This is a genomic window from Methylobacterium sp. FW102-HT35C08, assembly GCF_058790235.1.
In genome coordinates this window covers 5,011,045-5,030,541 of sequence record NZ_JBYTCL010000002.1, presented here as the reverse complement: position 1 = coordinate 5,030,541, position 19,497 = coordinate 5,011,045, and the positions used below count along the sequence as shown (strand labels likewise).

The window sequence follows — 19,497 nt, the reverse complement described above, 5'->3', positions numbered from 1 at the left end:
GCGCCCTGGCCGATGGCGACCCTCCCCGCCTGGCTCCTGCGCCGGGAAATCCTGCTCCTGGCGGGCGCGGCCCTCCTGGGCGCGGGCGGGGTCGCGGCCTGGGTCCTGCTCCAGGCGACGGTCCTGACCATCGCGGTCGCCCCCCCGCGACGGCACCGAGCCCGGCCTGATCAAGGCCTACGCGGACGCGCTCGATACCGCCCACGAGAATGTCCGCCTGAGGATCCTGTCCTTCGACGACGTGCGCGAGAGCGCCGCCGCCCTGCAGGACGGGCGCGCCGACCTCGCGGTGGTCCGCCCCGACGTGCTGCTGCCGACCAACGGCCTGACCCTGGCGATCCTGCGCGACCAGGCGATGATCATCGCCTCGCCCGAGCAGGCCGGGATCACGAGCTTCCCGAAGCTCGCCGGCAAGCGGCTCGGCATCGCGGCGCACCGGGACGCCGATCTCTGGCTGCTCCGGAATCTCCTCGGCTATTACGGCCTCACCCTGGAGGAGGCCGCCGGCCCGGCCCGGGATTCGACGGTCCTGCTGGTCCCGGTCGACCAGGAGGCGGTGGCCGGCGCCTTCCGCGAGCGGCGGATCGACGCCTTCGTCAGCATCATCGCGCCCTCGGCGCCGAAGGCGCTGGCCCTGGTCTCGGCCGTGCAGGGCGTCGCCCGCGGCGGCAAGGTGGCGTTCGTCGCCGTGGAGGATGACGGCGCCGTCATCGAGCGCTTCCCGCGGCTCCAGGCGGTCATCGTTCCGGGCGGCCTGTTCGGCGGCCGCCCGAAGCTGCCGGCCGACGACGTGAAGACCGTGGGCGCCTCGTACCGGCTGATGGCCCGGGCTTCCTTGAGCCGCGTCGTGGCGGCCGACGTGACCCAGCAGCTCTTCGAGAAGCGCAGCGCCGCCGCCCTGGCGACGGACGCCGCCGAGTACGTCCAGGCCCCGGCCTACGATACGACCGTGGCGGCCACGAGCGCCCGGATCCCGATCCATCCCGGCGCGATCGACTATTACGAGCGCGACCAGCACGGCTTCATCGAGCGCTACGGCGACACGCTCTACCTGCTCGGCGCCCTGGCGGGCGGCCTCGTCTCGGTGCTGGCCTGGATCCGGCAGCGCCTCGCCGGCCTTCGCCGCGAGCGCATCGACGAGCTCCTGGACCGGCTCCTGGAGATCGCCGGGCAGGCTCGGGCGCTGCGCGACCCGGCGGCGATCGCGGCGCTCAATGCCGAGGTCGACGCCCTGGCCATGGACGTGGTGCGCTACGCCCGGGAGCGGGAGCCGGACACCCGGACCATGTCGGCTGCCGCGGTCGCCATCGACACCGCTCGGGCGACCATCGCGGATTGCCGGGCGCACGCGGACGGTTCCCGGATCGGACGATCCGTCCGGCTGCACGGCGCGGGCGGGGCCTGAGACGGCCGTCTCGGAACGTCACACGCCTGGGCGTTCTCCTGTCGGCCCTCTGCGGCCGGCGCAACGCGAACCTTTGGAGCCAGCCCCGACCGATGCTGTCCCGCCGTCATCCCGGGGCCGCACAGCGGAGCCCGGGATCCAGACCCGCCGACGTGCCAAGATCCTGCACGGCCAGCGGATCTGGGTTGCCCGCCTGCGGCGTGCCTCGCGGTCCTGTTCGTGCTGTTCGCCGCCTCGGCCCTGCGGGAGGCGACCCGGCGCAACCGGCTGTCGCGGTTCCTGCCGCAGGAACCGGTCCTGCGGCTCGCCGACGGCGACGGCAGCCTGAAGGCCGGCCGCCGACAGCGGGCCGCCATCGTGTTCGTCGACATGCGCGGCTCGACCACCCTCGCCGAGAGCCTCGATCCACACCGGCTCTCCGAGTTCCTGTCCGCGTTCCGGCGGCGGGTGACGCGCCTCGCCCGCCTGCACGGCGGCGTGGTCGACAAGTTCATCGGCGACGGGGCCCTGGTGGTGTTCGGCCTGCCCGAGCCCGGCCCCGACGATGCTGCCCGCACCCTCGCCTTCGCCCAGGACCTCGTCGCGGTGATCGCCCGCTGGACCGACCGGGCCGAGCCGACGGAAGCCGTGCGCATCGGCGTCGGCGTCCATTACGGCGAGGTGTTCTGCGGGATCATCGGCGAGGCGGCGCGCTACGAGTTCACCGTGCTGGGCGACGCCGTCAACGTCGCCGCCCGCCTGGAACAGGCGACCAAGCTCCACGGCGTCCCGATCCTGGTCTCGGAGGCGGCGCGGCGAGCGGCCGGAGCCCCGGCCGCGGCGTGGCGCGAGGTCAGCTGCGAGCCCCTGCGGGGACGCCGCGCGCGCATGGCCTACCACACGCCCGCCGGACCGGGCGCCGGTCGGGCGGATCTTCCGCTGCCGACGATCGAAACGCCGCCCTGAGAAGAACCTGTTTGCCGTCTGGTCTGGGCGGAGAACAAGCATCTCTACGCGCAGCGAAATACGAAAGACGCGTCCATTGCGAACGGGGGTGCCGAGCGCGACATTCCGGATCATGCGCAGCGTCTCTGAAATCCAGTCGCCGGCCTTCGATCCGTTCGGCGAGCCCGTCGCCGACGGCGTCGCGCGCGCCTGCCCGGCCACCACGGCCGGCGACCGCACGGCGCGGCGCGTCGGCGGTGCGGTGTTCTGGACGCTGGCGCTGGCGATCCTGGCCGGCCGCGTCTACGCCTACGATCTTCCGGCCGTGCAATTCGTCGCCGCCCACGCGGCGCAGGTGCTCGCGCTGCGCTGACGCGCGTCCCGTCCGTCGCTCGACCCGCTCAGTACGTCCCTGCCAGGTAGGCGGCGATCGCGCCGGCATCGGCCTGCTCGATCGGGGCGTGGTAGGCCTTGATCATCTTGGCCACCTCCGCGTCCCAGAACGCCGTCCCGCGGCCGGGCGGCTGCGTGGCGATGTAATCCACCGAGTGGCAGGTCTGGCAATTGGCCTGCGCGGCCTCGTAGCCCGCGGCCAGGCTGCCGTCCTTCGGCGCCCGCAACTGCGCGGTCGGGTCCGGAACCGTGTAGGTCCGTGGCGCGGCCCAGGCCGCGCCGGCGGTCAGGCCCGCGATCAACGCGCCGAGCAGAAGCGCACGCATCCCGTCTGTCCTCCGGTTCGCCGTCATGCCGCCTGCACCCGGGTGGTCTCGACGCCGTTGCGCATGTAGCCGGACGGGTTCCAGCGGGACGCCATCGGCTGGGTGCTGCCGTCCTGGGCGGTGGCCCGCACCCGGATCACGTGGGCGCCGGGCGCGAGCGCGGCGGTGAGCGACCAGGGCCGGAACGCGTAAGGTCCGAGATCCTGGCCGAGCGCGGCCTGGGTCCAGGTGGCGCCGTCGTCGGCCGAGACCTCGACCGTCCGGATGCCGGAGCCGCCGTCGAAGGCGATGCCGCGCAGGGCGACCGGCCCGGCGGCCACGCGCGCGCCGTCGGTCAGGTTGGTCAGGAACGACCGCACGTTGAGGCGCCCGATCGGCACGGTCTTGTCGGCGGCCTTGCCGGGCTCCGTGCAGGCGCAGGGATTGTCGGGGATGCGGTAGGCGGTCTTCATGAAGAAGCCCTCGAACGGCTTGTCCAAGACCGTGATAGTGTCGAGGTGCTTGACCCAGTAGGTCCCGTAATAGCCCGGCACTACGAGGCGGAGTGGGTAGCCATTGAGCCAGGGCAGATCGGCGCCGTTCATGCCCCAGGCGAGCAGCACCTGACCGTCGCCGGCCTGGTCGAGAGACAGCGCCTTGGCGAAGTCCGGTGTCTCCGGCAGGACCGGGCGGTCGAGCCCGTTGAACGCGACCTGCACGGCCCCGGCCTTCACGCCGGCCCTGTCGAGCACGCTCTTCAGGGGGATTCCGGTCCAGCGGGCGCAGCCCATGGCGCCGTTGGCGAGCTGGCCGCCGGCCATGCGCGGCTCGAAGAAGCCACGTGAATTGCCCGAGCACTGGTTGACCGCGACGATCTCGGTCCGGCCCGGCAGCGCCTTCAGCTCCGCGAGCGACAGCGCGACGGGGCGCTCCACATGGCCGCCGACATTCAGCCGGAACGCCTCGGGATCGATCTCCAGGGGGATGTCGGCGAGGTGGTAGCGGACGAAGAACGCGTCGTTGGGCGTGATCGCGCCCTCGTCGAAGACCGCGAACGGCGTCTCCAGCTGGGGTGGCCGGGCGGTGGTCTGCAGCAGCGGCCGCTTGCCCGGATAGGCGACGAGCGGGCGCTCGCCGTTGCCGAAGGGCAGGTGCGCGTCCTCCCCGGCCCGGGCGAGCCGCAGGCCGCTCCCCGCCGCCAGGACACCGAGGGCGGCGCTCCTCAGGAAGGCCCGTCGTGCCGGATCGGTCATCCCCTGCTCCCTCCCGGCCGGCCCCGCAATTCGCGGTCGCACAGCGCCGGTCCCGATGGATACCCCGCGCCGGCCGAAAGGCCCAGATCCCGGGCGTTCAGCCCTGCGTGAGATGTCGGCGCACCGCCGCCGCGATCACGGCCGAGACCCGGACGTTCGATTCCTGCGTCACCCCGGCGATGTGCGGCGTGAGGATCAGGTTCGGCACCCCCGCGAACGCGGCGCCGGCCGCGGCGTCGAGGGGCTCGCGGTCGAACACGTCGAGGGCCGCGCCGCCGAGATGCCCTGACCGCAGGGCCGCCGCCACCGCGGCCGCGTCGACGACGCCGCCCCGGGCCGCGTTGATCAGCACGGCACCCGCGGGCATCCGCGCGAGGGCGGCCGCGTCGATCAGGCCGCGGGTCTCCGCAGTGAGCGGGACGTGCAGGGAGAGCACGTCGCTCTCCGCGATCAGCGTGGCGAGGTCCCGCCGCTGCACCGGACCGTAGGCGGGCGTCCAGGCCGGATCCGCGTCCGCGACGAACGGGTCATGGGCCGCGAGCGCCATGCCGAGGGCGGCGGCGCGGCGGGCGGTCTCCCGGGCGATCGATCCGAAGCCCACGAGCCCGAGACGCTTGCCGGCGATCTCGCGGCCCATCAGGGCATTGCGCGGCCACGCGCCCGAAGCGACCGCCGCGCTCGCCCCGTAGGCCCCGCGCAGGAGCAGCATCGCGGTCGCCACCACGTACTCGGCGACCGCCCCGTCATTGGCGCCCGTCGCCGGATAGACCGCGATGCCGCGCGCCTCGCAGGCCGGGACATCGATGTTGTCGAGACCGACCCCGAGCCGCCCGACCACCCGGAGGCGCGCTGCGGCGGCGAGGAGCGGACCGCGCACCTGCGTCCGGTTGCGCACGATCAGCGCGTCGGCGTCACCCAGGACCGCCGCGAGGACGTCGGGCCGGTCGACGAGGCCGGGATCGTACAGGGTGTCGAAGCCCGCGAGATCCGCGGCGATCGCCGCCTCGTCCATGAACTCGCTGATGACGACCTTGGGCATGCGGCGCTCGGTTCCTCGGGTTCGCGTGGCCGCAACCCGCTACAGGGGTTTGCGGCCCCGTGGAACAGCAACATGGAACAGAGGCGGCCGCGGCTCAGGCCACCGCGCGCACGGCCTGCTCCGCCTGCAGGGCCACCCGGGGAATGCGCTCGACCAGGCCCGGCACCTCGCCGGGCGGACGGGCCGGGCTGTACAGGAAGCCCTGCGCGGAGTTGCAGCGCCGCGACCGGAGAAGCGCCGCCTGCTGCTCCGTCTCGACGCCCTCCACCGTGACGTCGATGCGCAGGTCGCGGGCGATGACCATGATCGCCTCGATCACCGTCAGGCATTCCGGACGGCTGCTCAGGTCGCGGACGAAGGCCCGGTCGATCTTGATCTTGTCGACCGGAAACTGCGTCAGGTAGCTCAGCGACGAGTAGCCCGTCCCGAAATCGTCGAGGGCGATGCGCACGCCAAGCGCCCGCAGCGCGCGGAGGTTGTCGAGCACGTGCGGCGTGTTGGCGAGGAAGATCGATTCCGTGATCTCGATCTCGAGGCGCTCCGGCGCGAGGCCGGTCTCGGCCAGCACGGCCTCGACGTCGGCGAAGAAGTCGGGCAGCCGGAAATGGATCGACGAGATGTTGACGGCCACGCGCATCTGCGCCGGCCAGGTCAGCGCCTCGGCGCAGGCCTGCCGCAGCGCCCAGCGCCCGATCGTGATGACGAAGCCCGTGCTCTCGGCGATCGGGATCATCTCGGCAGGCGAGACGGCGCCGTGGCCGGCGCGCGTCCAGCGCAGCAGCGCTTCGCAGCCGACCACCTGCCCGTCCTGCAGGCTCACCAGCGGCTGGTAGTGCAGCTCCATCTCGCCGTTCTCGAGGCCCGCCCGCATCGCCTCGTCGAGCTCGCGCCAGCGCTGGACGCGGCGCTCCAGGTTGCGGTCGAAGCGCTGCCAGCGGCCCTTGCCGGCCTCCTTGGCGCTGTAGAGCGCGAGGTCGGCCTTGCGGAGCAGGTCCGCCGGGGCGGCCGCATCCCCGGGCGCGCACGCGATCCCGATGCTCACGCCGATCTCCGCCCGGACGCCGTCGATCAGGTAGGGCGCGCACAGGGCGCCGATGGCGGCCTCGGCCAGGGCCTCCGCCGCCGCGGGATCCCGGCCGCGGTGCAGGATCGCGAACTCGTCGCCGCCGAGACGGAACGCCTGGGCGTCGGCCGGGAGCAGGACGCGCAGGCGCTCGCCGACTTGGCACAGCAGGGCGTCGCCCGTAGCGTGGCCCGCGCTGTCGTTGACGGTCTTGAAGCCGTCGAGGTCGAGGTAGAGCAGGCTGACCGGCGCGCCCTGCGCCTCCGAGACGGCCGCCGCGCAGGCCTCGGAAGCGACCTCGTGGAACATGACCCGGTTGGACAGGCCGGTCAGCGCGTCCCGGGTCGCCAGATAGGCGATGTGCGCCTCCGCCTCGCGGCTCTGCGTGACGTCCGAGCCGACGCCCCGGAAGCCCGCGAGGCTCCCGCGCTGATCGAGGAACGGCTTGCCGCTCAGCCGCAGCCAGCGCTGGCCGGCCGGCGTGGGGAAGGCGACGAGGTGCTCGTGGAAGGCGCGGCCCTGCCGGAGGTGATCGAGGAGCTCGGCGCTGCGATCGGCCTCGGGGGGCGCCTCGCCTCTGCCGGCGAGCAGGGCCTCGAATGCGCTGTGCTGAAGCACCGCGACCGGGCAGCCGAGCACCTCCGCCATCCGGGTGGAGACGTGCTGGAACTGTCCGGTCGCGTCAGTCTCCCAGAGCCAGTCGCTCGCGCCCGCCTCGAACTCGTTGAGCAGCAGGCCGATCGTCTCGCTCTGCTCCTCGACCCGCACCCGGTCCAGGATGCGCTGGCGCGACAGGCGGCTCATGCGGCCCACGCTCACCACCACGAAGAGCGCGTAGACGACGAGCAGGAAGCCGATGCTGAGCGCGACCGGCTCCCCGCACCGCGCCAGCCCGACGAAGCTCCCGAGGATGACCGGGATCGCGAACAGGTATGAGACCGACAGGAGCGGGCCGACCACGTAGGCGTCCGAGATCAGGCCCGCCGCGGTGGCGACGATGATCAGGCGCTCGTCGGCGTCGGCGGGGGCGAACAGCACCACCGGCATGGTCGCCCAGGCCAGGCCCAGGGCGAGGGCCAGGCCGCCGGAGATCCGGCAGCCCCACAGGACCCCGGCCGGCGAGACGGCGCTGGAATAGGTGCGCAGGTAGCGCCAGGTCAGATAGGTCGCCGCGACGATCACCACGGCGACCCAGGCGAGCAGGCCGAGGAGGTAGGCCTGCGGCGCCGAGGTCCAGAAGAAATACGCGACGGCGGCCGCGATGATCAGGTGCGTGACGGCCGAGTAGGTGGCGAGCTTCAGCGTCTCCTCGAGGAGGCCGGCGCGGACCTGCAGCCGGTAGCGGCTCGGCAGGGCCGCGACAGCGTCGAGGCGGCGGATGCGGTCGATCAGGGACCGGGCCGTACCGACCGGCGCGGCGGCCGTCTCGGCCGCCTGAGCCGTTCCGGCCGCCTGAGCGGTTTCGGCCGCGCGGTCTGGCCCGGGCGCGCGTTCAGTCAACATGGCGCGGCACGACCCTCATCCGCAGGCCGCCCTCGGGCCTCAGCGTCACGCGGAACTGCGCCCGCGGCATCTCGGCCGCCTCGGGCACGAAGCGGAAGGCGGGCAGCAGCGTCGCCAGGATGACGAGGCATTCCGTCAGGGCGAGGCTCATGCCGATGCAGACCCGCGGGCCGGCCCCGAACGGCAGGTAGGCGTAGCGGTCGCGCGCCGCGGCCCGGCCGGGGGCGAAGCGGTCCGGATCGAACAGCTCCGGCCTGTCCCACAGCAGCGCGTGCCGGTGCAGGGCGTAGACGGGGACGTGGATCGACTGCCCGGCCGGGACCGTCATGTCTCCGAGGCGGACCGGGGCCTTCGCCCGCCGTACGATCAACGGGGCCGGCGGATACAGGCGCATCACCTCGAGGAGGACCTGGCGGGTGTAGGGCAGCCGGTCTGCGGCCTCGGGATCAGCGGCGAGGTCCGCGTCGAGGGCCGCCATCTCGGCGAGGACGCGCCGCTCGACCTCCGGGTGCTCCGCCAGCACCCGGAACGTCCAGGCCAGCGCGAGGGCCGTGGTCTCGTGGCCGGCGGCGACGAAGGTCAGGAGGTTGTCGATGATGCTCGCGTCGGCGAGGGGCTGTCCGGTCTCCGGATCCCGTGCCTCGAGCAGGAGGCCGAGAAGGTCGGCGCCGGGCTCGGCCCGGGCGCGGCGGCGCGCGATCGTCCGGCCGACTTCGGCGCGCAGGTAGCGGGCCGCCGCCGCGCCCGCCCGCGCACCCGGATGCGGGACCCAGGCCGGCGCGTGCAGCATCTCGAGGGCGATCTTCCAGCTGGTCTGGCCGAGATACGCGTCCATCGCGCGGCCGAACGGCTCGACCTCCAGCCGATCGTCGCCCGACACCATCGTGGCGACGATCACGTCGAAGGTGGTGCGCATCATCTCGCGCAGGATGTCCCGGGTCCCGTCGGGCGGCGTGTCGCCGCGCCAGCGCGCCCGGGTCGCCTCGGCGGCCCGGGCCATCGCCGGCACGAAGCTGCGCACGCGATCCGGCCGGAACATCGGGACCGCGGTCCTGCGCTGCTCCCGCCAGTGTGGACCATCCGCGGTGAGGACGCCGGCCCCGAGCGCGGGCGCGAGGGCGCGCAGCATGAACGGCTCGCGCTCCAGGGCGTCGGCCTGGTCGACCATCAGGCTGCGGATCTGGCCGGGGCTGCACACGTAGGTGGTCCGCCGCCCGAGGAAGCGGGTGGTCACCAGCGGCTGCGTGTAGATCTGCTGCGGCCACGCCTCGATCAGGCTGCGCAGCATCGTGGCGAGCACCGACGGCAGAAGCATCACCTCGGCCAGGGCCTCCCCGAGCGGGGTCTGGCCCGGCTCGCAGACCCTGAACCTTCCGACAGCTGGCATTCCCAAATCCTCTCGGGACCAGAATCGGGTGCCAGTGTTAAATTTTGGCCCAGGTCGGACCAGCATCCGGGCCCGAGTTCCCTGACCGGTCGGAGAATTCATCGCCGTGCTTACCGATCGCTTGCGCAATCGCGCGCGGCTCGGAAGGTTCGGAAATCGCACCGCCGCGCCACATCTGCGCGCGGTGCGCGACCGACTGGGGCGCGGCCGCGATCAACTGCTAACCCGGCGGATCGTCTGAAACGATACAGATCCTCACCTGGGATGTCGGTCGGATCATCGCCAAGCGGGTTCTCTGGTGAAACCGAGCCGATGGGCTGGCTTGCGGTCGTCGCCTCGGGCGTGGGCTGGCGAACCCGGAGCTCAATCCACCCCGCAGGCCAGAAGATCGCGTCTGTGCCGCTCGGCCTCCTCCCGCGCCTCCTCCTGCCAGCTGTCCTCGGGAGGGGTGACCTTGACCCGGTCCGAGCGCTCGCCCGGCAGATGCAGGCTGCGCGGGTCGACGGTCAGCGAACCCGTCGTCTCGGGATCCTGGCCGCAATCCTGGCCCGGCCGATAGGCCTGCGCGAAGGCGGGACCGGCACACACGGTCGCGGCCACCGTGAGGGCGATGAGCTTGTTCATGATCGGTGTCTCGGCATCCTGACGCGACGGATCGGTCACCGTCGTGGGCGGCGGCGGGTGCGGGCCGACCGCCTTACCGGGAAGTTCGGGCGAAGGCTCGGCCGCAGCTATGGGCGCGAAGCATGCGCGCCCCGACACGGTCGCGCTTGACCTTGCTTCCCGTCGGGCGGGGCCGCCCGCCGCGAGCGAGGCGCGCATGGCCGAGCCGGAATGGTCAAGCCGGAATGGCCAAGCCGGAATGGACAGGCTCGAACGGCCTCGCTAGCCTTCCGGAATGGCTGACAGCATTCTGGAGATCACCGGTCGCGTCGGGAGCACCGTGCGCGCCGTATCGACATCCGCCGGCATCGGCCTGCGGTCGCGAACCCATGGCGCAGGCGTGGCCATCGACCTCGCACCGGAAGCGGCCCTCGAACTCGGCGAGTGGCTGGTTGAGCAGGCGCGGGCACAGGGTGTCGGCCGTCCTGCGGCCGACGATCAGGGGGCGGCCGCCGGCCATGGGGCAACCGCCGGCCAAGGGGCGGCCGACAACAAAGGGGCGGCCGCACGGAGCCCCGCATCGCCCGAAGGGGCGACCCGCGGCCTGACGCCGACCGGGCGCCCTCGCCGTCCGCGGACCGGCCGGACGATGCCGGCCGCGCGATAGGTCCCGCTGGGCACGATCTCCGGGCCGCCGAGGCCCAGGGTCGGGCGTCGCGGCTGAACGCCGGAGGGTGCCGGAAGCCTGTGCGGCGTGCCATGGTGGCAGCCATGCGACAGGGTTCGGCGACCGCCTGTGGATGACGGCGCTTGCCCCCGAATGATCAAGGTTTGGGCGCGAGGCTGATCAGATCACCCGCGATCCGATGACCATGCTCGCTCTCCATCACGCTTTCGTCCACCGGCACCGCGAAGAGGTTGCCGTGCTCGTCTCCTCGGTCGTGTTCCTGGCCAGCGCGCTGCCGTTGTTCTGGGCGCTCGGCTGACCGTCGTCCGGACCGGGAAACGTCTCGACGGATCCGCCCGCGCGCTCCGACGACGTCTTGGCCCGTCTCGGCTGTCGTGGCGCCCTCTCAGGGCACCCGAGCCTCCCTGGCTGCGTGGCGTTCCGCTTCCGCCCGCCACGCCCTGCATTCGGCCTGGACCGCCTCGAGACGCGCATGCAGGTGCCCGGCATCGATCGCCGTCTCCATCAGCATGTCCTGCGCGGCGGCGAGCTGCTGACGCAGCTCGGTATTCTCGGTGGCGAGGACGAGGAGGAGAGAGGCCACATCGTCACCCATCCGGGCTCCTGGTTCCGCGATCCGAGCCGGCGCGTCTACGCGCGCCGGGCGGCAGGTTCAACCGCGTTGATCACGACGCGCCCGGACAAGCCGCCGCGCCTCTGCCCGCCGGATTCACCGCCCGTGCGCGATCGCGCGGCGCGACCGCGTGACCGAGGGCCGCCCGCCGCGACACCCGAAGCCTCAAAGGGCCGAGCCGGATGAGCGGCGGCGCGACAGGTCGGGCAGAAAAGCCGGATCGGTGAGGGCCGCCGCGAGCACCGCAAACAGGCCGAGATGGAGGCCCAGGGCCGCGAGCCCGAGATCGTGCAGCGACCACAAGCCGATGGCGCCGGCCGCCATGACGGGCGGTCCGGCGACGTAGACCGGCATTCGCCACAGGGCCGCGGGCCGCGCCAAGCGCCAGAAGCAGCCGGCGAAGGCCGCGAGCGCGAGACCGCCCTTGATCAGCGCCATGAAGCGGATCACCCGCACGAGGTCCGGATCGACGGTTGCGGTCGGCCCCCGCACGGCCGCGGCGCAGCCGACCAGAACCGCGCAGGCGGTCATCACGGCGAGGGCCGGACGCGCGGATCGCGGCCCGCTCGGGGCGGCAGCGGGCGCGTCTGCGATTCGCATCGTCTGGGTTCGCATCACGATCTCCCGCCGTCTCGCACCGACCGCGTCGCGGTGGCCGGATACCGGGTCAGCCCGAACCGGACGAGCGAGGCAGCCTTCGCCCTCACCGGACGCCGCCAGGGTGACAGTCTTGCCCGCGTCCCGTGCGGTGATCCGCATCCTATCATCGCTTCGATCCGATCGTCAATCGGCGCTGCTCAATCCTGAGGTGTCATCGATTCTATTCAGAGCTGTGATAGCAGTCCTAGTCGGCTTCGAAGCGCCGGACGGCGCCGGGCCTTGAACTGGAGCGATCATGCGCCTTTCACCCTGGCTTGTCGGCCTGTGTCTCGGGGTTGCGCTGCCATGCGCCGCGACCGCGCAACCCGCTCCGAAGCCCGCGCCCGTCGCGGCGCCGGATCCGGCCTTGCTGAAGGTCGCCCGGGAGACGGTCGCCCAGATGCAGGGCGACCGCGCCGCGACGCTCAGCTCGATGGCCGCGCCCATGGTCGGCATGATGCAGCAGATCGGCATCAAGGAGCCCGACAAGGCCCAGGTGCTGGTGCAGGAGGTCGTGATGCCGACCCTGTCGGCGCATTACGACGAGTTGCTCGACATCCAGGCCCGCGGCTTCGCCACGGTGCTCGGCAAGGACGACCTGCAGGCCATCGCCGCGTTCTACGCCACGCCGGCCGGCAAACGCCTCGCGGCCGCCCAGCCGCAGCTCGCCCAGATCCAGCTTGCCGGCATGCAGCAATGGATGCAGGCCGTGGCGCCCGAGATGCAGGGCAAGCTCATCAAGGCGGTCCAGGCGCACGGCTGGACAGCGGGGGGCCAAGCGAAACCCCATTGAGGCACACCCTGCCCTGAGCCGGAACCGCTCAATCCGATCCGCGCGTGCCGGGAGGCGGCGGCGGACGGCCGGGACGGCTGGAGAATCCGGCCTCGCCCGCGGCGAGCCGGACCGCCGCCTGGCGTGACGGCCGACAGGTCCAGAGCCGTCCCAGGCAGCGGCTGCCGGCGGCGCGGACGGCAAAAATTCTACGGCCACGCTGAAACGCGCGACCGAGGGACGCATTTCTGATCCATGTCAGGATCTCGCCCCCTCGCCGTTATCGCCGATGATGAAGCCGTCATCCGCATGGCTGCAGCCGACATGCTGTCGGCGCTCGGCTTCGAGGTGCTGGAAGCCGAGCATGCCTACGGGGCCCTGCAGCACCTGGAGTCCTGCGGCGGCGCCACGCTGCTCTACACCGACATCAACATGCCAGGCGTGATGGATGGCTGTGATCTGGCGCACGCCGTTCGCGCGCGTTGGCCCGAAACCCGGATCATCGTCTGCTCGGGGTGCGACCCGCTGGAGGCCGCGACACTGCCCGAAGCCGCCCACTTCATCAGCAAGCCCTGCGCCGAGCGCCTCGTCCGCAAGGCGCTTCAGGCGCTGCGGCTGCACTGAGCCGAGGAGCCACTCGAAAGCAGCACGAAAAAACCCGCACCGGCGGACCGGGCGGGCTGAAGGCGTTCTTGGGAGGAAGCGCGACCATACGGCGCGTGCACTTGGTATACCAGAGCGTCCAGCGCATGTCTGACCAGCGAGCGCGGGACCGGCACGGTCGGGACATCCGTCCGGGCGGGCGATCCCGGCCTCAAAAACGCGGCGCGGATCGGCCGGGCCGGACAGGCTGGCGCTGACCGGAAGCGCCAGCCGCAGTGCCGCCCTTCAGTAGGGGTAGCCGTAGTACGGCCGCGGCGCTGGACGGTAGCGCTCCCTCACAGGCCGGCCTTGAGGGCCGTACGGTCCATAGGCCCGCAAATAGGTGTTGTATTCGGGCGGCGAATAGTTGCCGCTGTTCACCCCGCCAGTGCGGCCATTACCGCTGAGTTCGGAATAGGGATTCAACCCGCTTCCGCTGTCTCCGCCGCCGCTGCCGCGTGCCAGCACGGCGCCCGACGCGCCCAGGATCATCACGGCCGCAAGCGCAGCGCGCGTTGCATGCTGTCTCATAGTGCTCTCCCGATCGGCTCTGCCCCCACTGGAGCAGAGATGGGAGGCGCCGGCCCGGTTTGGCACCGGGGCGCGGCATGAGGGCTCAGGGAGGGCTCAGCCTGATCTGGCGGCCTCACGCCCGCCCTGTGACGGACTCACCTGCGCTCATCGGCCCGCCAGCGGCGCGGCGGGTCGACCCAGACCCCGCTCTCCGCGTCCGGGGATTGGCTCTTCGCCTCGCGCTTCGAACCGGCTCCCGCGCGCGCCGCGTCGGCCGCCGATACCTTGGGCGTGATCGCTCCGGTGGTCTCGGGATCCATCCAGTCCGGCGCGAGCGCAGCGCCCTGGGCGACCTGGGCGGCCGGATCCGGCAGATTGCGCTCGTAGCCTATGACCACGGCGGTCAGGCCCACCGCGACCAGCACGAAGGCTAGTCCGTCGACGATCATGTAGCCCAGTCTCGGCATCGCACCCGCGCTCGTCCCGAAGCTCCAGGGCTACGGCGGCAGGGTTAACGATTCCTGGCACGCGCGCGCGATCACGCCGCGGCTACCGGGTGGCACAGGTTCCGGATCGGCTGCCAGCGAGAGAGGCCGGCCACGATCGGTGTTCTGTCGACGATCGCGACGTCGCGCTGTCCTGCCGCCAACGGTCGGAGGGCCGGGTCGCCCACCGGGGAAGGCACCCTCCGACGCGCATTCCGAGCGCGCCGTCGTGCGTGTCGACGGCCCATGCGTGCGGCGCCGTCAGATGGCCGAGAGGCTTTCGACGGCGTCGCCGAGACGGGAGGCCGAGACGGGAAGCCGAGACGGGAGACCACGACGATCTGCGCAGCGCACGGGCTCAGCTGTCCAGCGCTCGGATCCGTCGGCGAACCTCACCGCCCCAGCAACTGGTGAATCATCAGACCCGAGAAAATGAAGATGAGCAGCATTACGTTCAGATAGAGATGCATCCGACTACGCCGGAAGTCGATCTGATGATCGTCGCTGTTCAGCGCCCGCTCGTACTCATAATTGCCGAACATCAGAGAAAACCGCTCCCTGCTCCATGCGCCCGCGCGAGGTGGGGTGGACCGCGCCCAGGCCGAGGCCGCACGCCTCGATCAGCTCGTTCTGGATGTCTTTGTGTTGCGCCTCTGTCAGTTCGGACAAGATGTCTTGGCCGTCGCGATCGATCGCCGCTGTCAGACGGTATGATGAACCCGTCATCTCGAAATCGACCAAGACTTCGCGCTCCGCGTAAGAATCAAGAGGATCGATGCACAGGTGTTTGGGCACGTCGAATGATCCCGCGGACCCTGTCGTGGATTCTGCACGCTAATTACAAGCCGGTTCTTAGCGCGGTCAATGAGTTTTATTTTCGTTTTGCGAACGACAGCGAGAAAGAACATGCGCCCATGCGCGGTGCGGGCAGCGCCTTGTTCCAAGACACGCTGCAGGGTTGCGACGCGGATCGATTCGCAGGGGCGATAGGTCGATCCTCTGAAAGCCCCGAAGACCGGCCGGCTCCTGAGCGGACGAGACGGTGCGGCCTCTGTGGTCGCGCCCGCCTTCCGCAGCGTCCGACCATGATGCCGGCGCCCGCGCTGTTCGCGGACGCCGTCAGATCCCGTCGAGGGAACGAGGGCCGTCCCGGTTCCGGCACGGACGCTCGCGGCCCGGAAGGATCGATCCATAGCGCTGCGCCCGGCGACGAAGCTCAGTTCTCAGGCGCCGGCCGCTATCACGCCTTGATCTGCGGCCGTGTCGGCAACGTGCAGACGGTGCCTACAAGCCGTGCCGACGTCGAACATGCGTCCGCGCCTTCGCTCGGCTTTTCGGCCGCGCCGCCGCCTGTGGCGGTCGGGTGGGATCGACCGCGGGCGTGCCGCCCGATGCGCCCAGCCCGCGCTCCTGTCCACCGAGGGGCCCGCCCGCCTGTGAGCCGGAGCGGTTGTACGGCGAATTGCCCTGCGCAAACGCCGGGCCTGTCAGCAACGCACACATCAGGATTGTGACGGGCGTAATCTTCATCGTGGTTCGCTCCTGGATGGCTGCGCGTGTTGATCTGAGCGTCGAGGCGGGGAATGTCTTGGATGATCCCACGCGCCCGGTGAGCCGAGGCGACTTCTGCAACATGTCCGTCCCGCGTCGGGTGAACGGTGCGGGGTGGGTCATGTGTCGTCAGACCGACTTACCGGCGGTCGTGATTCGGCACCGGGACCCTCCTGACGGGTGGCGAGCGGAAGATTCCGTCCGTCGACACAATGTTGCTTCAGTATTGACGGCGATCAATAGAAAGCTAAATCATTTTTCAATACCAACACCGAACTTAAATTCGTGTTGGCCGTGAAATCGAGGATGACAATCTTTCCCGTCCGCGGCCAGCGGGCTGGGCGACGACACGCTGCCGAATCGTCGTGTCCCAGAGCGGAGTCGGCCCGCGCGCCGTCAGCCGCGGATCCGCCGCGACGGCCGGCACGGCCGCATATATCGGCTCGTCGCCCTGTCCGATCCGCCCGGTTGCCCCGGCCTCGACTAGACCGGCTCCGCGATGCCGCTGTCGTGTGACACCGCCGTCTCGTGGCCATGCTGCTTGAGCGGCCTGTTGCCGCTCAAGCGACGGAGCAGGACGTAGAAGACCGGCGTCAGGAACAAGCCGAACGCGGTCACGCCGATCATGCCCGAGAACACGGCGACGCCCATGGCGCGCCGCATCTCCGATCCGGCCCCGGTCGCGGTCACCAGCGGCAGGACGCCCATGATGAAGGCCATGGACGTCATCAGGATCGGGCGCAGCCGGAGACGGCTCGCCTCGATGGCCGCCTGGAGCGGCGTGCGGCCGGCAAACTCCAGCTCGCGCGCGAATTCCACGATCAGGATGGCGTTCTTGGCCGAGAGGCCGACCAGCACGATCAGGCCGATCTGCGTGAACACATTGTTGTCGCCCGCCGACAGCCACACGCCGAACATGGCGGCGAGCAGGCCCATCGGCACGATCAGCAGGATCGCCAGCGGAAGGGTGAGGCTCTCGTACTGCGCGGCCAGCACGAGGAAGACCAGGAGCAGCGCCAGCGGGAAGACCCAGATCCCGGAATTGCCCGCGATGAACTCCTGGTAGGTCAGGTCCGTCCACTCGAAGGCGAAGCCCCGCGGCAGAGTCTCGGCCGCGATGCGCGTCGCCGCGGCCTGGGCCTGCCCCGACGAGTAGCCGGGGGCCGCGCCCGCGTTGATGTCGGCCGACAGGAAGCCGTTGTAGCGCATGGCCCGCTCGGGGCCGGCGGTCTGACGGACGTGCAGCAGGGCCGAGAGCGGCACCATCTCGCCGGAGCCGGTCCGGACCTTCAGCGACCCGACATCGTCCGAGCGCGCCCGGAAGGGCGCGTCGGCCTGGACGCGCACCGAATAGGTCCGGCCGAACTTGTTGAAGTCGTTCACGTAGAGCGAGCCGAGATAGATCTGCAGCGTGTCGAAGATGTCGGTTACCGGGATGCCGAGCTGGCGGGCCTTCGTCCGGTCGACGTCGGCGAAGAGCTGCGGCACGTTCATCTGGAAGCTGGAGAACAGACCGACGAGTTCCGGCGCCTGGGCGGCCTTGGCCATGAACGCCTTGGTGGCGTCGTTCAGCGCCTCGTAGCCGAGGCCGGCCCGGTCCTCGATCTGCAGCTTGAAGCCGCCGATGGTCCCGAGGCCATTGACGGGCGGCGGCGGGAACATCGCGATGAAGGCTTCGGGAATGGCCGCGTATTTCCTGTTCAGCGACTGGGCGATGGCCGCCCCGTTCAGCGACGGATCCTTGCGCTCGTCGAACGGCTTCAGGGTCGAGAACACGATCCCCGAGTTGGAGCTGTTGGTGAAGCCGTTGATCGAGAGGCCCGGGAAGGCGACCGCGCTCTCGACGCCCGGCTCCTTGAGCGCGATCTCGCTCATGCGGCGGATCACCTCCTCGGTCCGGTCGAGGGTGGCGCCGTCGGGCAGCTGCGCGAAGCCGACGAGGTACTGCTTGTCCTGCCCCGGCACGAAGCCGCCCGGGATCTGGCGGAACAGAAGCGCGGTCACGCCGACGAGCAGGAGGTAGACGACCATCATCGTCGCCTTGCGCGACACGGCGAAGCCGACGCCGCGTCCGTACCCGTGCGCGGCCTGCCCGAAAGCCCGGTTGAACCGGCGGAAGAACCATCCCAGCAAGCTGTCCAGGATGCGGGTCAGGCGATCCTTCGGGGCGTGGTGATCCTTCAGCAGAAGGGCCGAGAGGGCCGGCGAGAGCGTCAGAGAATTGACCGCCGAAATCACCGTCGAGATCGCGATGGTCAGGGCGAACTGCTTGTAGAACTGGCCCGTCAGGCCGCTGATGAAGGCCAGGGGGACGAAGACGGCGACGAGCACCAGCGCGATGGCGATGATCGGGCCCGAGACCTCGCGCATGGCCTGGTAGCTGGCCTCCCGCGGGGACAACCCGCTCTCGATGTTCCGCTCGACATTCTCGACGACCACGATCGCGTCGTCGACCACGATGCCGATGGCCAGCACCAGGCCGAACAGGCTCAGCGCGTTGATCGAGAAGCCGAAGACATGCATCACCGCGAAGGTGCCGACGATGGAGACCGGCACGGCGAGCAGCGGGATGATCGAGGCCCGCCACGTCTGCAGGAACAGGATCACCACCAGCACGACGAGGGCGATGGCCTCCAGCAGCGTGTGGATCACCGCCTCGATGGAGGCGCGCACGAACTGCGTCGGATCGTAGACGATCTGGTAATCGACCCCCTCCGGCATGGTCTGCTTGATCTCCGCCATGGTCCGGCGGACCTCGTCCGAGATCTGGATCGCGTTCGAGCCGGGCGACTGGGAGATCGGGATCGCCACCGCCGACTTGTTGTCGAGAAGCGAGCGCAGGGCGTAGTCGGAGGCGCCGAGCTCGATCCGCGCGACGTCGCGCAGCCGGGTGATCGCGCCGTCGGTGCCGGTCTTGACCACGATGTCGCCGAACTGCTCCTCGCTGCTCAGGCGGCCCTCCGCGTTGAGCGAGAGCTGCAGGTCGAGCCCCGGCACGGCCGGCGACGCGCCGATGACGCCGGCCGCGGCCTCGACGTTCTGGGCCTGGATCTCGCGCACGACGTCGCCGGCGGACAGGCCGTGTTCGGCGACCTTCTGCGGGTCGAGCCAGATCCGCATCGCGTAGTCGCCGGAGCCGAAGAGCTGGACCTGACCGACGCCGTCGAGGCGGGCCAGGCGGTCCTTGATGTTCAGCACCGCGTAGTTGCGCAGGTAGGTCATGTCGTAGCGGCCGTTCGGCGATACGAGATGCACGACCATGGTCAGGTCGGGAGAGCTCTTCACGGTGACGATGCCGAGCTGGCGCACCACCGCCGGCAGCCGCGGCTCGGCCTGCGAGACGCGGTTCTGGACGAGCTGCTGGGCCTTGTCGGGGTCGGTGCCCAGCCGGAAGGTGACGGTCAGCGTCATGATGCCGTCCGTCGTGGCCTGGCTCGACATGTAGAGCATGCCCTCGACGCCGTTGATCTGCTCCTCGATGGGCGTCGCCACGGTCTCGACGATCACCTTGGGGTTGGCGCCCGGGAAGGTCGCGCGGACCACGACGGAGGGCGGCACCACGTCCGGGTACTCGGAGATCGGCATCGCGAAGAGCGAGAGCAGGCCGCCGATGAAGATGAGCATCGAGAGCACGCCCGCGAAGATCGGGCGGTCGATGAAGAACTTGGAGAGGTTCATGCCGCCCTCCGGGGGCGAGAGGCCAGAGCGGGACCGGGCGG

The 19,497-nt window shown here is 70.8% G+C and carries 18 protein-coding genes and 1 pseudogene; 6 read left to right on the top strand and 13 right to left on the bottom strand.

Annotated features, from left to right (window positions below; translation table 11 throughout):
- Positions 1–12: 12 nt before the first annotated feature.
- The 3 genes and pseudogenes from AC3WSN_RS23790 to AC3WSN_RS23780 all read left to right on the top strand — a co-directional run bounded on the left by AC3WSN_RS23790 (position 13) and on the right by AC3WSN_RS23780 (position 2,702).
- Positions 13–1,405 (top strand): annotated as a pseudogene (locus AC3WSN_RS23790) (TAXI family TRAP transporter solute-binding subunit).
- Positions 1,406–1,624: 219 nt separating this feature from the next.
- Positions 1,625–2,350, top strand: a complete 726-nt coding sequence (locus tag AC3WSN_RS23785) for an adenylate/guanylate cyclase domain-containing protein (protein ID WP_492541348.1) — start codon at positions 1,625–1,627, stop codon at positions 2,348–2,350.
- 112 nt (positions 2,351–2,462) lie between these two features.
- On the top strand, positions 2,463–2,702 hold the full coding sequence (locus tag AC3WSN_RS23780; RefSeq protein WP_492541346.1) for a hypothetical protein: 240 nt from the start codon (positions 2,463–2,465) through the stop codon (positions 2,700–2,702).
- Between the two features lie 28 nt (positions 2,703–2,730).
- Here AC3WSN_RS23780 and sorB read toward each other — a convergent pair whose 3' ends face one another.
- The 6 genes from sorB to AC3WSN_RS23750 form a co-directional block, all read right to left on the bottom strand.
- Positions 2,731–3,048, bottom strand: a complete 318-nt coding sequence (gene sorB / locus AC3WSN_RS23775) for a SorB family sulfite dehydrogenase c-type cytochrome subunit (RefSeq protein ID WP_492541344.1) — start codon at positions 3,046–3,048, stop codon at positions 2,731–2,733.
- Positions 3,049–3,071: 23 nt separating this feature from the next.
- Complete coding sequence (gene sorA / locus AC3WSN_RS23770) at positions 3,072–4,280, bottom strand: SorA family sulfite dehydrogenase catalytic subunit (protein WP_492541342.1); 1,209 nt, start codon at positions 4,278–4,280, stop codon at positions 3,072–3,074.
- Positions 4,281–4,377: 97 nt separating this feature from the next.
- Positions 4,378–5,319 carry an NAD(P)-dependent oxidoreductase gene (locus tag AC3WSN_RS23765; protein ID WP_492541340.1) on the bottom strand — a complete coding sequence of 314 codons (942 nt, stop codon included), beginning with the start codon at positions 5,317–5,319 and terminating at the stop codon, positions 4,378–4,380.
- Positions 5,320–5,413: 94 nt separating this feature from the next.
- Positions 5,414–7,885, bottom strand: a complete 2,472-nt coding sequence (locus tag AC3WSN_RS23760) for a putative bifunctional diguanylate cyclase/phosphodiesterase (protein ID WP_492541338.1) — start codon at positions 7,883–7,885, stop codon at positions 5,414–5,416.
- A complete protein-coding gene (locus AC3WSN_RS23755) occupies positions 7,875–9,272 on the bottom strand; it encodes a cytochrome P450 (protein ID WP_492541336.1) in 1,398 nt (465 codons plus the stop codon). The genes AC3WSN_RS23760 and AC3WSN_RS23755 overlap by 11 nt, the downstream gene beginning before the upstream one ends.
- Before the next feature lie 363 nt (positions 9,273–9,635).
- Positions 9,636–9,896, bottom strand: coding sequence for a hypothetical protein (locus tag AC3WSN_RS23750; protein ID WP_192709686.1), 261 nt, complete (start codon positions 9,894–9,896; stop codon positions 9,636–9,638).
- A gap of 274 nt (positions 9,897–10,170) precedes the next feature.
- On the opposite strand from AC3WSN_RS23750, the gene AC3WSN_RS23745 reads away from it, so the two are divergent.
- Positions 10,171–10,542, top strand: coding sequence for a hypothetical protein (locus tag AC3WSN_RS23745; RefSeq protein ID WP_492541333.1), 372 nt, complete (start codon positions 10,171–10,173; stop codon positions 10,540–10,542).
- Positions 10,543–10,948: 406 nt separating this feature from the next.
- Here AC3WSN_RS23745 and AC3WSN_RS23740 read toward each other — a convergent pair whose 3' ends face one another.
- Both AC3WSN_RS23740 and AC3WSN_RS23735 read right to left on the bottom strand, forming a co-directional pair.
- Complete coding sequence (locus AC3WSN_RS23740; RefSeq protein ID WP_192709688.1) at positions 10,949–11,158, bottom strand: hypothetical protein; 210 nt, start codon at positions 11,156–11,158, stop codon at positions 10,949–10,951.
- Positions 11,159–11,341: 183 nt separating this feature from the next.
- Positions 11,342–11,791, bottom strand: a complete 450-nt coding sequence (locus tag AC3WSN_RS23735; RefSeq protein ID WP_492541331.1) for a hypothetical protein — start codon at positions 11,789–11,791, stop codon at positions 11,342–11,344.
- Positions 11,792–12,071: 280 nt separating this feature from the next.
- On the opposite strand from AC3WSN_RS23735, the gene AC3WSN_RS23730 reads away from it, so the two are divergent.
- Together AC3WSN_RS23730 and AC3WSN_RS23725 are read left to right on the top strand one after the other, a co-directional pair.
- Positions 12,072–12,608 (top strand): DUF2059 domain-containing protein, encoded by a 537-nt coding sequence (locus AC3WSN_RS23730; protein WP_492541329.1) that lies wholly within the window; start codon positions 12,072–12,074, stop codon positions 12,606–12,608.
- A 234-nt stretch (positions 12,609–12,842) separates the two neighbouring features.
- Positions 12,843–13,211, top strand: a complete 369-nt coding sequence (locus AC3WSN_RS23725) for a response regulator (protein WP_492541327.1) — start codon at positions 12,843–12,845, stop codon at positions 13,209–13,211.
- 264 nt (positions 13,212–13,475) lie between these two features.
- On the opposite strand, the gene AC3WSN_RS23720 is transcribed toward AC3WSN_RS23725, so the two are convergent.
- The 5 genes from AC3WSN_RS23720 to AC3WSN_RS23700 all read right to left on the bottom strand — a co-directional run bounded on the left by AC3WSN_RS23720 (position 13,476) and on the right by AC3WSN_RS23700 (position 19,456).
- On the bottom strand, positions 13,476–13,760 hold the full coding sequence (locus AC3WSN_RS23720; RefSeq protein WP_238198482.1) for a hypothetical protein: 285 nt from the start codon (positions 13,758–13,760) through the stop codon (positions 13,476–13,478).
- Between the two features lie 137 nt (positions 13,761–13,897).
- Positions 13,898–14,209, bottom strand: coding sequence for a hypothetical protein (locus AC3WSN_RS23715; protein WP_492541324.1), 312 nt, complete (start codon positions 14,207–14,209; stop codon positions 13,898–13,900).
- 410 nt (positions 14,210–14,619) lie between these two features.
- Complete coding sequence (locus AC3WSN_RS23710; protein WP_492541322.1) at positions 14,620–14,769, bottom strand: hypothetical protein; 150 nt, start codon at positions 14,767–14,769, stop codon at positions 14,620–14,622.
- Positions 14,753–15,022 (bottom strand): hypothetical protein, encoded by a 270-nt coding sequence (locus AC3WSN_RS23705; RefSeq protein WP_492541321.1) that lies wholly within the window; start codon positions 15,020–15,022, stop codon positions 14,753–14,755. The genes AC3WSN_RS23710 and AC3WSN_RS23705 overlap by 17 nt, the downstream gene beginning before the upstream one ends.
- 1,239 nt (positions 15,023–16,261) lie before the next feature.
- On the bottom strand, positions 16,262–19,456 hold the full coding sequence (locus AC3WSN_RS23700; RefSeq protein WP_492541319.1) for an efflux RND transporter permease subunit: 3,195 nt from the start codon (positions 19,454–19,456) through the stop codon (positions 16,262–16,264).
- Positions 19,457–19,497: the final 41 nt, after the last annotated feature.

What these genes read in the sequence shown, in the direction of transcription:
- AC3WSN_RS23740 (WP_192709688.1), bottom strand. Translation starts at nt 11,158, where the DNA reads ATGGGTGACGATGTGGCCTCTCTCCTCCTCGTCCTCGCCACCGAGAAT.
- AC3WSN_RS23730 (WP_492541329.1), top strand. Translation starts at nt 12,072, where the DNA reads ATGCGCCTTTCACCCTGGCTTGTCGGCCTGTGTCTCGGGGTTGCGCTG.
- AC3WSN_RS23720 (WP_238198482.1), bottom strand. Translation starts at nt 13,760, where the DNA reads ATGAGACAGCATGCAACGCGCGCTGCGCTTGCGGCCGTGATGATCCTG.
- AC3WSN_RS23755 (WP_492541336.1), bottom strand. Translation starts at nt 9,272, where the DNA reads ATGCCAGCTGTCGGAAGGTTCAGGGTCTGCGAGCCGGGCCAGACCCCG.
- sorA (WP_492541342.1), bottom strand. Translation starts at nt 4,280, where the DNA reads ATGACCGATCCGGCACGACGGGCCTTCCTGAGGAGCGCCGCCCTCGGT.
- AC3WSN_RS23725 (WP_492541327.1), top strand. Translation starts at nt 12,843, where the DNA reads ATGTCAGGATCTCGCCCCCTCGCCGTTATCGCCGATGATGAAGCCGTC.
- AC3WSN_RS23765 (WP_492541340.1), bottom strand. Translation starts at nt 5,319, where the DNA reads ATGCCCAAGGTCGTCATCAGCGAGTTCATGGACGAGGCGGCGATCGCC.
- AC3WSN_RS23760 (WP_492541338.1), bottom strand. Translation starts at nt 7,885, where the DNA reads ATGTTGACTGAACGCGCGCCCGGGCCAGACCGCGCGGCCGAAACCGCT.
- AC3WSN_RS23710 (WP_492541322.1), bottom strand. Translation starts at nt 14,769, where the DNA reads ATGTTCGGCAATTATGAGTACGAGCGGGCGCTGAACAGCGACGATCAT.
- sorB (WP_492541344.1), bottom strand. Translation starts at nt 3,048, where the DNA reads ATGCGTGCGCTTCTGCTCGGCGCGTTGATCGCGGGCCTGACCGCCGGC.
- AC3WSN_RS23735 (WP_492541331.1), bottom strand. Translation starts at nt 11,791, where the DNA reads ATGCGAACCCAGACGATGCGAATCGCAGACGCGCCCGCTGCCGCCCCG.
- AC3WSN_RS23715 (WP_492541324.1), bottom strand. Translation starts at nt 14,209, where the DNA reads ATGCCGAGACTGGGCTACATGATCGTCGACGGACTAGCCTTCGTGCTG.
- AC3WSN_RS23745 (WP_492541333.1), top strand. Translation starts at nt 10,171, where the DNA reads ATGGCTGACAGCATTCTGGAGATCACCGGTCGCGTCGGGAGCACCGTG.
- AC3WSN_RS23780 (WP_492541346.1), top strand. Translation starts at nt 2,463, where the DNA reads ATGCGCAGCGTCTCTGAAATCCAGTCGCCGGCCTTCGATCCGTTCGGC.
- AC3WSN_RS23700 (WP_492541319.1), bottom strand. Translation starts at nt 19,456, where the DNA reads ATGAACCTCTCCAAGTTCTTCATCGACCGCCCGATCTTCGCGGGCGTG.
- AC3WSN_RS23750 (WP_192709686.1), bottom strand. Translation starts at nt 9,896, where the DNA reads ATGAACAAGCTCATCGCCCTCACGGTGGCCGCGACCGTGTGTGCCGGT.